At 35.3% G+C, this 15,153-nt stretch carries 15 protein-coding genes; 8 read left to right on the top strand and 7 right to left on the bottom strand.

Features of this window, described 5'->3' with window-relative positions:
* Nucleotides 1–160: 160 nt before the first annotated feature.
* Both QNH24_RS22025 and QNH24_RS22020 read left to right on the top strand, forming a co-directional pair.
* Nucleotides 161–1,081 (top strand): helix-turn-helix transcriptional regulator, encoded by a 921-nt coding sequence (locus QNH24_RS22025; RefSeq protein ID WP_283869554.1) that lies wholly within the window; start codon nucleotides 161–163, stop codon nucleotides 1,079–1,081.
* Between the two features lie 82 nt (nucleotides 1,082–1,163).
* Complete coding sequence (locus QNH24_RS22020; protein WP_283869553.1) at nucleotides 1,164–1,904, top strand: effector binding domain-containing protein; 741 nt, start codon at nucleotides 1,164–1,166, stop codon at nucleotides 1,902–1,904.
* A 723-nt stretch (nucleotides 1,905–2,627) separates the two neighbouring features.
* Here QNH24_RS22020 and QNH24_RS22015 read toward each other — a convergent pair.
* The 4 genes from QNH24_RS22015 to QNH24_RS22000 all read right to left on the bottom strand — a co-directional run bounded on the left by QNH24_RS22015 (nucleotide 2,628) and on the right by QNH24_RS22000 (nucleotide 6,352).
* Nucleotides 2,628–3,536, bottom strand: a complete 909-nt coding sequence (locus tag QNH24_RS22015; RefSeq protein WP_054771989.1) for a cation diffusion facilitator family transporter — start codon at nucleotides 3,534–3,536, stop codon at nucleotides 2,628–2,630.
* Between the two features lie 311 nt (nucleotides 3,537–3,847).
* Nucleotides 3,848–5,179 (bottom strand): hemolysin family protein, encoded by a 1,332-nt coding sequence (locus QNH24_RS22010; RefSeq protein WP_283869552.1) that lies wholly within the window; start codon nucleotides 5,177–5,179, stop codon nucleotides 3,848–3,850.
* 379 nt (nucleotides 5,180–5,558) lie between these two features.
* On the bottom strand, nucleotides 5,559–5,975 hold the full coding sequence (locus QNH24_RS22005; protein ID WP_283869551.1) for a hypothetical protein: 417 nt from the start codon (nucleotides 5,973–5,975) through the stop codon (nucleotides 5,559–5,561).
* A gap of 173 nt (nucleotides 5,976–6,148) precedes the next feature.
* Nucleotides 6,149–6,352: a YheE family protein gene (locus tag QNH24_RS22000; protein ID WP_054771990.1), complete on the bottom strand. Its 204-nt coding sequence runs from the start codon at nucleotides 6,350–6,352 to the stop codon at nucleotides 6,149–6,151.
* 205 nt (nucleotides 6,353–6,557) lie between these two features.
* Here QNH24_RS22000 and QNH24_RS21995 point away from each other — a divergent pair, with 205 nt between their 5' ends.
* From QNH24_RS21995 to QNH24_RS21980, 4 genes are all read left to right on the top strand, one after another.
* On the top strand, nucleotides 6,558–7,700 hold the full coding sequence (locus tag QNH24_RS21995) for a DUF445 domain-containing protein (protein WP_283869550.1): 1,143 nt from the start codon (nucleotides 6,558–6,560) through the stop codon (nucleotides 7,698–7,700).
* Nucleotides 7,701–7,717: 17 nt separating this feature from the next.
* Nucleotides 7,718–8,062, top strand: a complete 345-nt coding sequence (locus QNH24_RS21990; protein ID WP_283869549.1) for a YlbF family regulator — start codon at nucleotides 7,718–7,720, stop codon at nucleotides 8,060–8,062.
* A 139-nt stretch (nucleotides 8,063–8,201) separates the two neighbouring features.
* Nucleotides 8,202–8,861 carry a ribonuclease H family protein gene (locus QNH24_RS21985; protein WP_054771991.1) on the top strand — a complete coding sequence of 220 codons (660 nt, stop codon included), beginning with the start codon at nucleotides 8,202–8,204 and terminating at the stop codon, nucleotides 8,859–8,861.
* An 829-nt stretch (nucleotides 8,862–9,690) separates the two neighbouring features.
* Nucleotides 9,691–10,626, top strand: coding sequence for an IS30 family transposase (locus QNH24_RS21980; RefSeq protein ID WP_283869548.1), 936 nt, complete (start codon nucleotides 9,691–9,693; stop codon nucleotides 10,624–10,626).
* On the opposite strand, the gene QNH24_RS21975 is transcribed toward QNH24_RS21980, so the two are convergent.
* Together QNH24_RS21975 and QNH24_RS21970 are read right to left on the bottom strand one after the other, a co-directional pair.
* Nucleotides 10,618–10,857: a hypothetical protein gene (locus QNH24_RS21975; protein WP_283869547.1), complete on the bottom strand. Its 240-nt coding sequence runs from the start codon at nucleotides 10,855–10,857 to the stop codon at nucleotides 10,618–10,620. The two genes, QNH24_RS21980 and QNH24_RS21975, sit on opposite strands and share 9 nt — an antisense overlap.
* Nucleotides 10,850–11,716: a serine hydrolase domain-containing protein gene (locus QNH24_RS21970; protein ID WP_283869546.1), complete on the bottom strand. Its 867-nt coding sequence runs from the start codon at nucleotides 11,714–11,716 to the stop codon at nucleotides 10,850–10,852. Before QNH24_RS21970 ends, QNH24_RS21975 begins: the two co-directional genes overlap by 8 nt.
* Before the next feature lie 351 nt (nucleotides 11,717–12,067).
* On the opposite strand from QNH24_RS21970, the gene QNH24_RS21965 reads away from it, so the two are divergent.
* Complete coding sequence (locus QNH24_RS21965) at nucleotides 12,068–12,976, top strand: stalk domain-containing protein (protein WP_283869545.1); 909 nt, start codon at nucleotides 12,068–12,070, stop codon at nucleotides 12,974–12,976.
* Nucleotides 12,977–13,000: 24 nt separating this feature from the next.
* Here the strand turns inward: QNH24_RS21965 and QNH24_RS21960 are convergent, their stop codons facing one another.
* Nucleotides 13,001–13,408, bottom strand: a complete 408-nt coding sequence (locus QNH24_RS21960; RefSeq protein WP_283869544.1) for a hypothetical protein — start codon at nucleotides 13,406–13,408, stop codon at nucleotides 13,001–13,003.
* A 164-nt stretch (nucleotides 13,409–13,572) separates the two neighbouring features.
* Here QNH24_RS21960 and QNH24_RS21955 point away from each other — a divergent pair, with 164 nt between their 5' ends.
* A complete protein-coding gene (locus QNH24_RS21955; RefSeq protein ID WP_283869543.1) occupies nucleotides 13,573–15,078 on the top strand; it encodes a coproporphyrinogen III oxidase in 1,506 nt (501 codons plus the stop codon).
* Nucleotides 15,079–15,153: the final 75 nt, after the last annotated feature.

The raw sequence follows: 15,153 nt of genomic DNA, 5'->3' as shown, positions 1-15,153 counted from the left end.
TCAAAAAGTACTTAAAAAATACTTAAAAAAGATAGGATATTAGTAATTAAAATGCAAAACAAAATAGTTAATTTGTGATGAAAAATACTTGATGGATGACTAAAATGACATTATGGAATAAAAATAGTAGCAGCTGAGATTGATAAGGGATGGGTGAAACATGAAATTAGAGCGTCTTTTAATGATGACAATGATTTTAATAAATCGAAAAAAAGTGACAGCACAGGAGCTTGCTGAATTATTTAATGTATCCGTTCGTACAATTTATCGTGATATCGAAACACTTAGCTGTGCTGGAATTCCTGTTTTGAGCCAACAGGGTGTTAACGGTGGAATAAGCTTGATAGAGGGATATCGTGTCGATAAACAGGTTCTGACAAAGGAGGAGCTTGCCTCACTTTCCATCGCTATTAAAAGTGCACTTACAACTTATGAGGATGCCCATGCGGAAGCCGTGCTCGAAAAATTAACAAGTGTTGCTGATGAAGAAATAAAACAATCTATTGATCAACTATTTATTGATCTTAGCCCTTGGGGACCATCTATTGTTTTTAAGGAGCAGATTACACTATTAAAAAAAGCAATTGAACAGGCACATTGTGTAAGCTTCACCTACTCTACAACACATGGTCAAGTAACCACTCGTTTTTTAGAGCCACATACATTAGTACAAAAAGGAAAGGTATGGTATGTCTACGGATACTGTACATTAAGAGAAGACTTTCGCTTATTTAAAATAGCTAGAATGAAAAATTTAAAAGATGAGATGATAACCTTCCAGCGCAAAGAAGTTCATTTGTCTGAATTACCTTGGAACAAAGAGTGGCATCGCCCCCAAAATGTCATCAAGCTAAACTTATCATTCGATACAGCAATAACAACTTTAGTGGAGGAAACATTTGGCGCAGAGCATATAGATCATGAAAATTTAGCAGTTAATATTTCATTGCCAGAGGATGAATGGCTATATGGTTTTCTCCTAAGCTTTGGTCACCGTATAAAAGTAATAGAACCGCCCCATGTTAGAGCTATTGTGCAAAAGCGAGCACAGGAAATTGTAGAGCTATATAAAGGTATTTAATTTTTATTTAAAAAAGATGACACACAGCTGTCAGGTTTCCTTTGCTATAGTCGTAACAAATAGTATGAAGGGTGGATGAAATATGCAAAGTTATTGTCAAAGCTGTGGTATGCCATTAGCAAATGAAGCATTGTTAGGAACAGATAAAGAAGGTCAGAAAAGCCAGGACTATTGCATGTATTGTTATGAATTAGGAGAGTTTAAGCAGCCAGGATTGACAGTTGAGGAAATGGTTGAGATTTGTGTACCACATTTAAAGGAAGATGGTATGGCTGAAGAAGAAGCACGCCAAATGTTAACTTCTTTCTTACCAGGTTTAAAAAGATGGAGAAGAGAAGAAATAAAACAGCCAACAATGATAGAACGAGAATCATTTCAAATCGTAGGGATTTCAGCTCAAACGAGCAATGCCAATGAAATTACGCCTCAAGCTAAAATTCCTAAATTATGGTCAGATTTTTATCAGCAAGAAGTGATGGGACAAATAAAAAATCCAGTCAATGAAGTTATATTCGGTCTATATTCGGACTATGAAACAGATGTTAATGGAGATTATTCAATTACCCTTGGAGTAGAAGTAGCAGCTACAGATGAAATCACACAAGGGATGGTCGTAAAAACAATACCGGCTGCTAAATATTTAGTTTTTACTTCAGAGAAAGGGTCAATGCCAGACATTGTAATTAAGGCTTGGCAGGATATCTGGGCTTGGTTTGCCAGCTCAGAAATAGAAAGAGCATACACAGGTGATTTTGAGAGCTATGATGAACGATGTGCCAACCCACAAGAAGCACAGGTTGATATTTATATAGCAATTAAATAACAACAAATTTCCTGCCATTTATTTGGTAGGAGATTTCATAGTGTTGAAAAATTAAATAGTCAAGGGACTCTTTGTAAATATTTGGTCAAAATGAAGGTGATTTCCGTTCCAGGCTACTCGCTTTCCTGTGGGCGAGCGACGAGCCGCTTCCTGCGCTGACGCTCCGTGCAGGGTCTCGTCTGTCTCGCTATCCCACGGGAGTCGAGTAGCCTTCCACTCCAATCAGCAATAGTGTAGAACTTTAAATGTTTTCTTCCCTTAAAAGTAAAGTAAAAGCATATTACTTACTATCATTAAATAGATAGAATAGTGGTACAATTCTATAGTTGTCAACCTACATTTTATGTTTATGCATAAAACTAATTTCTACCTTTATATAAAGCCACTTTGCTGTCGAATAGAAAAATGTTATCAAAGCTCCATTTTTGCGCACAAAATAGTGATGGTTAAGACTTCAATTTATCACTATACATTTATGTGAAATGCCAATGAAAATACTATGAGCAATGGTTGATTGGAGTGTAGACTGAGTGATTCCTCGGGGATTCAGCGTCACAGAGAGACCCTAAAGCGTGAGTGAAGCGGCTCATCGGACGCCCCCAGGAAAGCACTCAGTCGGAACGGAGATCAACCCCTCGTTTTGAAAAAGGGCTATACTTTTTGATTTGTCACCTTGATTTCATTGACATAATAGTATTTCAACAATATGAAATTTCCTGCCATTTATTTGGTAGGAGATTTGTTGTCGTTTGCTGGAGGAATGATTTCAATATGTGGTTCAATATGCACGAGTACCTGACAGAATCGATTTTCACGAGTAATCGTTTTTTCAATCTCCTCTGTAATACGATGACTTTCAAAGACGTTTAAGTAAGGGTCCACAGTGACAGTTACATCGATAAAGTACATATTGCCATGGGCGCGCCCCTTAAAGTCTAACAACTCGATGACTCCATCAACATTGCGAATAAGGACAGACAAAGTCTCTACTTCTTCAATATTAAATGCATCTGTGAGACTTTGAACAGCCTCCCAAAAGATTTCAATTGCTGTTTTAATAATTAGAAGAGCAACGAGAAGTGCAGTAATTGTGTCTATAATTGGAAAGCCGAAAACAGCTCCGAAAATCCCGATTGCTGTACCAATACTAACTAGCGCATCTGAACGATTATCATAGGCTGCTGCCTTTACAGCTGCACTTTTTATTTTTTTAGAAAGTGCTAAATTATAGCGATAAACGATATACATCACTACGGCACTGCCAATTGCGACATAGGCAGTTACTAATGATGGTGCTGTACTAACAGGCTCCCAAAGACCTTTTATCGAATTAATAAGCACCTGTAAGCCAACAATTAACATAATAAACGATGCAACAAGTGAGGCAACCGTTTCGGCACGCAAATGCCCATATTGATGATTAGAGTCAGGTGGAATTTGTGCGATTCGTAATCCAATAAGTACTGCAATAGAGGCGATGATATCAGTAGTATTATTTAATCCATCTGCCTTTAGCGCTTCTGAAGCACCAATATAGCCGATTGTTAATTTTATAGAACTTAGTACCAAATATGTTGCGATGGATAACCAAGCACCTTTTTCCCCTTGACGTAAATTTGTATAAAGCTCCATTTTGTTTCCTCCTCGCAAAACTTTCGGGCATTATAAAACGACTCCCTTCTTTGAAAGGGAGTCGTTGCTACAGTTTATAATGTTATTGCTATAAGCTCCCAATCACTATAGGTTGTGAGCTATATACATTTTTTATAGCTTGTATCTGTTTAGTGCGATGTTAATCGTAACACAGTAAATAAAACAAGGTCAATTTATCTTCATTCAGGAAGAAGATAAAGCCTCCGGTGGATGTCGCGGATTTTCAAAGGAATGAATTGCCAGGCACAATTCAAAATCCGGACGCAATTACGCCAAGGCGGAATTGATTTTTAGTCATTTACATCTTCATTTGATAAATCACGTTCAGGTAACTTCAGAACTTCTAAGTATAAAATATGGTGACCATCTAATTCTTTTGCGATAAATTCATAGCCTTGCTCTTTAATGCTATCTCCTTCGACTGCATCAAAGCGCTTTGTCATAAACCAACCGCCGATTGTATCTATATCATCATCTTCTATGTCAGTACCTAGCATATCATTTACATTTTCTACTAGCATCTTTGCATCTAAAATAAAATGATCTTCTGCAATTTCTTGTACTTCTGGGATCTCATCCTCATCAAATTCATCTTGAATATCGCCGACAATTTCCTCAATAATATCTTCAATCGTCACTAAACCAGATGTTCCACCATATTCATCCATTAAAATGGCCATATGAATGCGTTCACGCTGAATTTTAAGTAGCAAATCGTTAATTTGCGTTGTTTCCATCACACGAATTATCGGCTGCATATAGTCAATTACTGGCTTATCACCATTTGCAGGATCTTTAATGTAAGCGGTTAATAAGTGCTTCATATTGACTAAGCCGATAATATGGTCCTTGTCACCATCAAGAATCGGATAACGAGTGTATTGTTCAACTCCCATTAAATCAAATACTTCTTTAATGGTAAGTTCTTTTTCAATTCCGACGATTTCAGTACGTGGTACCATAATTTCCTTTGCAAGTCGATCTGAGAACTCAAAAATACTGTTTACATATTCATATTCTGAATTATTAATTTCTCCACCTTTTAAACTATCTGACAAGATCATACGCAGCTCTTCTTCAGTATGAGCAACTTCTGATTCTGACATCATCTTGAGACCAAAAAGGCCTGTTAAGCCACGTGCAGATCCGTTTAATAACTTAATAATTGGGTACGTTATATTGTGGAATAAAATTAATGGGCCAGAAAAGTTTAATGTCACTAATTCTGCTTTTTGGATGGCAAGTGTTTTTGGCGCCAATTCCCCTATAACTACATGCATAAACGTTACGATTGAAAATGCAAGTATGAATGAAAGGATAGATGTAATACTACCATTCAAATTTAGAAACTCAAACACTGGGTGTAAAATAATTTCAAAAGTAGGTTCACCAAGCCAACCTAAGCCAAGTGCTGTAATGGTAATACCTAGCTGACACGCAGATAAGTATTCATCTAAATCTGAAACAACACGTTTTGCACTTTTTGCTTTTTTATGACCTTCTGCTAGCAATTGATCAATACGTGTTGATCTCACTTTAACAATTGCAAACTCCGTTGCAACGAAAAATCCTGTCATGATTATTAGTAGGGCAAATGCCGCCAACCTAATGGTTATCTCCAATATGTCTCCGTCCAAATAATTCCTTTGTTCCTGCCCAAATGAGGGAAGTAAACAAAGTGTACACCTCCTATGATTTAAAAAATTGTTGGATGATTCAATCATAAAATATTCAGAGGCAAAACACAAATATTGACAACCACTTTTTATGATCAATCCGTATTTTACTAACGTCAAAATATTGAAAATCAAAAATCATTATGCTACCTTTAAAAGGAGCAAAGATAGTTTATTTAGAGAAGGAAGCATTTTATCTCATAAAAAACGACACGTCAAAAATCTCAAGAGAGCTTTATCTGCGAATTTTTTAAATGAATTATTTTTAATAGCATCAAACAAAGGAGCCTTCTCAGTAAGTGAGAGGGCTCCTTTTGCTTTAATACTATTCTTGTTGGAAGCGTAATTTTAAACACGCTTTTTCAACATCATGAAGTGGTTCTTTGAATGGAATTTCGCCTGTAAAGCATGATATGGTAACAGGTGCCTTTTCCGTAATACCTTGCTGTGTTAAAAGATAATTTTTGCCATTATACGTTAAATACATATTTTTTACAGATTTTTTTCCGAATGAGCTAGTCGGAGTGTCGATTAAGGCTTTTAATTGACTGCAAAATTCATTGTAAAAATCACTTTTATAGCCAGAAAGTAACTCGAATTTTTTACTATTGATAGTGTCAGCTTCATCTACTAATTCAAAAATTTTAGCGGAAAATTCAGAAAAAACTTCTTTTATTTTTGCACGAATTAATGCTTTTGAATTATAACTGTTTAAGTCATCTAAAAGTGTGACTTTACTCATTGAAATAGCCCCCTGCATTCAAAACATTTATTATCAATTTGATAACATAAATGTATAAGAAAAATGCGGCAATTTCAATAGATGGAAATATTTTTAGCATAAATGATATGCATTCGCTAGTAAAAAATGGGTATATTTAAAAGCTGATTACACGAGAAAGGTACTACTTTTTATTATTCGTACACATGATACAACATAAGCTCATGAATCATTTTTTTAACATCTTCTTCGTTTGGTGGAATAGATCCAGTCCATTGGATATTGCCATCCTTTAAATACTCAGCTGTATAGCGTTCGCGTTGATAGAAGAAAGAAATAGCCCAGCCGGGAAGCTGAGAATTTTCAAATAAAGGCTTAAAATTGAAATGCTGAATCATAAACAAACCCCATTTCTTTTATATGTAGTTAATATTATTCAAGGATAGTAGTAAATTTGCAACTATTCCACCTAAAGAAAATGATTAAAAGGTGTTCAATTATCTAGGGGTTTTTCTTTCGCTGAAAATCCTTGCTCTGCTATAATGAGTGCAATAGGCGACAAAATCCGCCAATCGTGAATACAATTGAAATGAGAGGGTACTAATGGATAATTTTCTAGTGACTTTACTATTTATGGCCATTATTGGAGCTGCTATCGGTGGTGTAACGAATCACCTAGCTATAAAAATGCTTTTTCGTCCACATGAAGCAATATATATTAAAAATTGGCGTGTACCATTTACACCAGGACTTATTCCAAAACGACGTGATGAATTAGCGAGGCAGCTTGGACTAACGGTTGTAAATTATTTATTAACACCTGAAACTTTTAGGAAAAAATTCTTTTCTAAAGATATTCAGGACAAAGTAGAACAGTTTGTACAAACAAAGGTAGAAGAAACTATTTTTACAAATGATAAAACAATTCAGGATTGGCTTACATTAGCTGGATTTTCTAATATGCCAACAACAATTGAAAACAAGATTGAAGCAATTGTTGAGGGACAATTTGAGTCGATGAAGAATACATTATCAACGAAGTCAATTCATACACTGTTATCGGCAGATATTCAACAAACAATTGACGCAAAGATTCCAGTAGCAGTTCGTCATATATTAGAGAAGGGTGAGGATTATTTTTTATCACCTGAGGGCGAATTAACAATAAAAGCTATGATTGATGATTTTCTGTCGTCTAAAGGTTCACTTGGTGGAATGATCAATATGTTTTTAGGTGACTCTTCTTCGCTTGTGGCAAAGGTTCAGCGCGAGCTCATAAAATTCATGCAGGCACCAGGTACAACAGCATTATTAACGAAAATCTTTACACAGGAGTGGGATAAATTAAAAGAACGCCCTGCGATGGATTTTTTACAGGATATTCGTTTTGATTCAATATTAATGAAAGTGCAAGGTTATGTAAAAGAGCAGCTAGCAGTTGAGGATCGTTTGGATCATCCCATTTCATATTACTGGCCAGAAGGCAATGCATGGATGAAGGAAACAGTCATTTCTCAAGTTATTGAAAAAGCTTTTGTTAAAGCCGAAGAGAAATTAGAGGATGTATTAAAACGCTTAAATTTACAGGAAGTAGTTCGTGAGCAGGTTGATTCTTTCCCTGTGGCGAAGCTAGAGGAGCTTGTACTAGGCATTTCAAAACGTGAGTTTAAAATGATTACAGTACTAGGTGCAGTTCTTGGTGGCTTGATTGGGATTGTGCAAGGGTTAATTGTCTACTTTATTTAAAAAGGGGAAATAAAAGAATGGTTAATATTTATAATGAAATTAATGCTTTAGAGGCAACTTTCCGTAAAACACCGGAATTCGAAGAGTTGCAAAAGGCGGTTTCAGTAGTAAAGAATGATGAAGAGGCATTAAATGTTTTTACAAACTTCCGTAAAATTCAAATTGAGCTACAGAAAAAGCAATTAGCAGGTGAGGATATTTTGGAAGATGAACTAGTGTACGCTCAAAAGGCGTCTCAGCTTGCCCAGCAAAATGAAAAAATATCTTCAATGCTTGAAGCAGAAATGAAATTAAGCAAGGTGATTGAAGAGGTAAATCGTATTTTAGTTAAACCTATACAAACATTGTATGAGGGAATATAATGTAACCGTCGCTAATTAAAGAATTAGGAATAAATAAACTCTTATTTGCACATATAACAATTAGGAAAGAAACGTGTCTCCATGTCGAGGCACGTTTTCACTTTATACACTAATTTTAAAAAATATGGAGGTAAGTACTATGCATGTAATTATTGAATGGACATATAAGGCGCTAAAGGGTGCAACAACTGTACTACGTTCAGAAGAAATGCCAGCAGCTCAAGCAGTACTACTAGCAGAGGATATGGAGCGAACAGGGAGAGTTAAATCGTTGCATTGTATTGATCGACAGGAAACAAACTGGTCGCTAAAGGAGCTGAAGGCCTATTTAAAGGAAATTGAGACAGAGCCACATAACATTACTGTTTATTTTGACGGTGGCTTTGATCGTGCTACAAAACAATCAGGGCTAGGGTGTGTCATTTATTATGAGCAAAATGGTAAACCGTATAGATTAAGAAGAAATGCCTTTTCATCAGAGTTAAATTCCAATAATGAGGCAGAATATGCAGCGCTTTATTTAGCAATCGTTGAGCTTGATTTACTGAATGTTCATCATTTACCTGTTTGTTTCACTGGTGATTCTCAAGTCGTGATTAATCAATTAAGTGGGGAATGGCCTGCGCTGGAAAAGGATTTATCGAGCTGGGCAGATAAAATTGATGCGAAGTTAGAGGATCTCAATATTCAACCAGAATATCAGCTTATTTCCAGGAAAGAGAATTCAGAAGCGGATCGTCTAGCTACACAAGCCTTAAATGGCATAGATATTACAGGATTAAGCGAAACTGAAAGGTAGTCACTGAAACATTGCCCTAAAAAACATTTTGGTCATTTAATAGACTAAACTAGTAAATGCGATGAACAACCCTTATGGTACGTGTCAGGCTCATTTGAATAGGAATTGTATTAATATGGAGGAACCACCTTCCTCTCTAAAAAGGAAGAATAAAAATTGATTGAAAAATTTCCTTCATCTAAAATGAGAATAATGGTATTTAATTCTGATAAGAGCCTCGCTACAAATCATATTGTAGAAGGCTCTATAAGGTTGTTTAATTTCTAACTATCTAAACGGCTTCGTTAACAAGATAGTTTAATGGGGGTTTTTGATAATTTAACCTTTTGAATTATTAGGATTTTCAAGAATAAAACAAAAGATAATGATGTATACATTATACTTAATATAATCAATCCTGATGTGATATCTGGTTCTTTTTGAAAGTCGAATAACGAAGGAACTCCCACGTAATAAGGAAATAAAACATAAATATAATACATTACTCCGAAGTACAATGCTAGCAATAAAATCATCATACAAAATTTACTGAAACTTGGTTTCACAAAAGTTACTGTATGTCTTTCTTTTGCTAAATTATAGAATGTTGTTCCTACTACATAGACTAAAATAGTACAAATGAACATTGTAATACTGAGAATTATTTTAGCGGCAGATTTCACCTTTGGAAAATCCTCACCTAATAAAGGTTTAGGAGTTCCTCCTTCCACTATTCTAAATGACGGATTGTAATATTAAGTGCAACACCCAGAAGTCAATATAAAGGAAGCCCATAACGACCTCGTGTAGAATGTAGTTACCACACAAACATTCAAACGGAGGAATCGTTATGAGCTATACCCATCTTACCATATCAGAACGTGTAAAAATAGAAACATACCTAGAACTTGATTATCCGATTCGTAAAATAGCGAAACTCTTAAATCGTCAACCTTCTACGATTTCCAGAGAAATAAAACGCCACGCCGGTAGTACGGCTGACGAAGCGCAGGTACGTTACCACCAAAATAAATCCAACTGTGGTGCCAAGTCAAAATGTACACCCGAAGTAAAAGAAGCTGTTCAAGAAAAGTTGTGGGATACTTGGTCGCCTGAACAAATTGTCGGCCGCTTGTATCAAGGACAGCTAAGTTTTAAAACCATCTATCGCTGGATTTACGAGGGTTTTTTAGAAGTGCCTATAACCGTTCTCCGTCAAAAAGGAAAGCGCCAAAAGCCCCGGGAAACAAGAGGAAGATTTAACATTGGTACACCAATTTCTAAACGCCCAAAAGAAGTACGTAAACGTGAAACCTTTGGACATTGGGAGTTAGATACAGTTGTATCTGGACGTGGGAAAGCAAAAGGTTGTGTAGCAACATTTATTGAACGAATGACACGGTGGTATGTTGGCTTTTTGATACCGGATCGCTCAGCTCAATCAATGGAAGGAGCAGTACGTCTACTTCATTCTAAATTACCAAAAGGCGCTATAAAAACAGCCACAACAGACCGAGGTAAAGAATTTAGCTGTTATAAAGTATTAGAAAAAGACTTGAAAATTGATGTTTATTTTGCGGATGCCTATTCTTCTTGGCAACGCGGAAGTAACGAAAATGGAAATGGATTACTTCGCGAGTTCTTCCCTAAGCAAACAAATTTCGAAAAAGTATCACCAGAAGAACTAACAGAATCATTAAACTATATCAACAACCGACCAAGAAAATGTCTTGGTTGGAAAACTGCAAACGAGGCTTTTAATGAGCAATTGTTGCACTTAATTTGACAAATCATCAAATAAATTAAATCCAGAATGGAATGTTATATCTTGTTTCGAATTTGATAGGAGAACAAGTCCAAATGATTTATCAGAATTTAGAACCATCGTTGAAGTGAAGCCAGGTAATCCACCCTCCATATACATATTTTGTGGATATATATACCAGTTGTACCCTATACCATATTTATTAGCTTGGAAAACTTCGTTAATACTATTTGAACGAATCAGATTACCCATAGGAGTTCCCCCCCTCGTTTAGTAGACACATCATAAACTTTGCTAAATCTGTGGCATTTGAGGATAACCCTGCCGAGCTAGATGTAGCATAGACTAACTTTTCCTTAAAAGGTTTAATTTTACCCCAGTGATAACGATGTCCAATTGCTGTATTGGAAAGTTGTTGATCATCAAATGTAAAATACCCTGTTCTGTTCATTCCGAGAGGTTTAAAAATATTTTCATCCATATATTTTGTAAAAGGAACATCTGAAACTTCCTCGATAATTATTTGCAGCAAATCTGTATTCATATTGGTGTATTCAAATGTTTCACCGGGTTTCGCAACTAACATAACATTACGTAGTTTATCACTAATTTGAATTTTAATTTCCCGTCGATCTACACTTTTAACTTCATGAACATTGAGGCGACTAGGCAAACCACTTGAATGATTAAGTAAATGCTTAATAGTAATCTGATTTGACATTAAAGCATCTCTTGTTTTAAACCAAGGAAGATAATTAACAACAGGATCTTCTATACGTAAAAGTCCTTTCTCCTGAAGCTGCATAATAGCTATTGTGGTAAACACTTTAGAAAGCGATCCTAAGTTAAAGTTTGTATTTTCGTCAATCTGCTGTGTATCTTCTCGGATATCTAATGTTCCAAAACCTTTAGAATAAATAATCCCATTAGAATCAACAAGTGCAAAGGCCATTCCCGGAATATCATGTGTTTTCATGTTGTTCTCAATTTCAACCTCAATTTGTTTTATTTTCTGATCCCTATCACTTATTGTTGCCGAAAATTTATCTGTAGACGTGAATAGTAAAATACAAAGAATGCAAATCATTAAAACTACAATCTGTTTAATCATACTTCCCCCCATTCTTTAATATCAAATTGCTCTACTTTAAACTAATTTGATTTTATATAATCAAATTTTTCAACTATTATATTTTTTAATTATAGTAACTAAAATCGCAAGAAGAAATACTATAAGACTATTATTAGGAAATAGCAGGCAAGATTCAACCTGTAGAATACAGCAAAGGCATTACGAATAATAAATAGTGCTAACCACGCCTCCTAGTCCACCACCCCCTTTATATTTTATGTTTTTTACAATTTAGGTCTAGAAAATCAAATGATGGTTTTTTTATTTAATGAAACTTTTACCATTTAAAATCGACTACTACTATGTATCTAAATAATAAGGAGAGATTTTATGAACATGAAAAAGTTTGCACCTGTAGCAATGACAGCATTATTGTTTGGAAGTACAGTAGTTCCAGTCGCTTCAGCTAATGAAAAACCAACAGAAGCACCACAAATTCAAATTGATCCTATACACATTTTCAACAATACATATGGGACAGTTGAGAAAGTCCATACTGGTGAAAAAATTACATATTACACGGTAAAAGATGGCGATCAAACGAATGTTTTAGAAATTACAAATGAAACACCTGTTTTCGATAATACAGGGAAAAAAGTGGATCTTAAGGAGGGAGATAAAATAGTTGCCTATACATTTGCCAACAAGCCTCAAAAATTAATCTATCCACCACAATTCAATCCTGATGTTGTCATTGTTGAAACAGAGGAAGTTGGATTTGTTGAGGTTGATTATTTCTTTGAAGACTTAAAAAATACTTATGATATTTTAAAATTAAACATTGGAGAAAAGACGGAGCTTTTCAATTCACAGGGAGAGAAAGTCACAGCTAAGGATTTAGCAGAGAAGCATTTAGTGGTTTTCTATACAGCTTCTACAAAAAGCATCCCAGCTCAGACAACACCTTCGAAAGTAATCATTCTTGAAAATAAATTTGCCAATACAGTAGAAAATACTGTTGAAGTAGAGATTGCCGCCATTATTGAGGCAGATTCATATGAAGTGGATGGAACGAAGATGGTTCCTTTGCGCCTGATTGCTGAAAAACGTGGTTTTACGGTAGAGTCAACGGGTAAAGGAGCAATTATAACAAAAGGTAATTTATCTTTCACAATTACGCGCGGTGAAAAAATGTTTGGTGTGAACAAAGCCTTACATCCACTTCATGTAGCACCTGCATTACTAGAAGCGAATAAAACATATGTACCAATTGAGTTTGTAGAGGAATTTCTAAAATAATACGTTTCGAAGTAAAACAGTAAGCTAGAGGAGGTATTCTAGCTTACTGTTTTTACTTTTAGGAGTATTTAAGATAAATGTCGGATACTTCTTTGCAAAGATTTGAACACTTCGCTTGAAATGAAAAGTTTGCATAAAATTTCTCGCTAGTATTAATTCGTTTGAATACAGTAAAGAATGTCGAAAATGTTGCTGGATAAATCTTCGTGCCTGTTCATAGTGCTTGTTGATAGAGATAGCACCGTAAATCTCTTCTTGATCCATAATATAAATAAAATCACAAGGAACTTTATGCAAGCGATATTTTAATAAAATAGTAATGTAAAGGGTCTTTTCATCACAGCGTTCTAAATCAAAGTGATGAAATAATACTTCTAGCTGGTGAATAAAGCTTGGAGCGGAAGAAAAATAATTGTTTTTTATAAGAACCATTATCAACACCACCTTTATTAAAAATTATAAAGAGAGGAACTTAAATTGTCTATAATAAGACAGAATATTCTGTTATTTAAAACTTCTATTTGTAACTTTGCTTAACCTAATAAAAATTTGTTACACTATGGATGCTGTAATTTTGAAAGAAGAGAGCGAAGAAAATGAAAATTATTCACATAGATCAAAATTATCCAGAGGATTGGATTCGTGTATTAAACCATATAGCAAATTTATTTTTTGAGGATTCCAAACTAAAAGCAAAGTCTGATGGAGCCGACATGTCGATATCCTTCGAGCATCATGTTGCTGAGGATTGTTCTATATCTACAAAAGCTGTATTAGAGGTAGAGGGAAAGCAATTTACAAATGAATATTATATTCAATATGATACACAGGCTGAGGGACGTGACCTAAATATCCGTATTAAACGTGCTCTGTCTCATGTATTTTTAGATGTGCTTGAACAATATACGGGGATGCAACAGCAATGGGGTATTTTAACAGGTGTCCGTCCGACTAAGCTCTATCATAAATTTAGAAAAGAAGGCAAGACTGAGAAAGAAATTGCTGACATACTTATTCGTGATTTTCGACTGTCAGCACAAAAGGTAGTGCTCTTAAAAGATATTGTTGAGCGACAATTAGTGACGATTCCTGATATCGATAACATTGGAAAGGAAATAAGTGTTTATATCGGAATTCCTTTCTGTCCAACAAAATGTGCCTATTGTACGTTCCCCGCATATGCGATTGGAAGTAACCGAAAGCATGGCCGGGTCACTACATTTTTAGAGGGGCTACATATTGAATTAAGAGAAATGGGTAAATGGCTAAAGGACAACGATATGAAAATCACATCTATTTATTGGGGTGGTGGCACGCCAACATCTATTGAGGCACATGAAATGGATGCATTGTATCAAACGATGTACGATTCTTTTCCACATCCTGAAACAATCCGTGAAGTGACAGTTGAAGCGGGTAGACCAGATACGATTACTACAGAAAAACTAGAAGTGTTAAAAAAATGGGGGATTGACCGTATAAGTGTTAATCCACAATCTTATACAGATGAAACGTTAAAGGCGATTGGTCGCCATCATACGGTTCAGGAAACAGTTGATAAGTTTTGGCTTGCGCGTGAATCAGGTATGAACAATATTAATATGGATCTCATTATCGGCTTACCAAATGAAGGTATCGAGGAATTCCAGCATTCTTTAGAAGAATCTGCTAAGATGCAACCAGAGTCATTGACTGTTCATACACTATCATTTAAACGTGCATCTGAGATGACTCGTAATAAGGATAAATATAAAGTAGCGGATCGTGATACTGTTGCAGAAATGATGCAGATGGCACAAGATTGGACAAAGGAAAATGACTATGTTCCGTACTATTTATATCGACAAAAAAATATTTTAGGTAATTTAGAAAATGTCGGCTATAGTAAAGCTGGTGAGGAAAGCATCTATAATATTGTGATCATGGAAGAGGTACAGACAATTTTAGGAATCGGCTGTGGCGCTTCTTCTAAATTTGTTCATCCTGAAACAGGGAAAATTACGCAGTTCCATAATCCAAAAGATCCTGCTGCCTATATCATGACATTCGAGGATGCTATAGGTAAAAAAATTGAGTTTTTAGATGAATTATATAAAGCATAAGGTAGAGGCAATCTGAGTTGTTCAGGTTGCCTTTTTCACGCTCACAAGAGTGTTTGCTCTGAAGTATAATCATGT

Origin of the sequence: Lysinibacillus pakistanensis (assembly GCF_030123245.1) — a bacterium.
Classification (GTDB): domain Bacteria; phylum Bacillota; class Bacilli; order Bacillales_A; family Planococcaceae; genus Lysinibacillus; species Lysinibacillus pakistanensis.
Note: the sequence above shows the minus strand (reverse complement) of the source record. Positions and strands in the feature narration are given on the sequence as shown.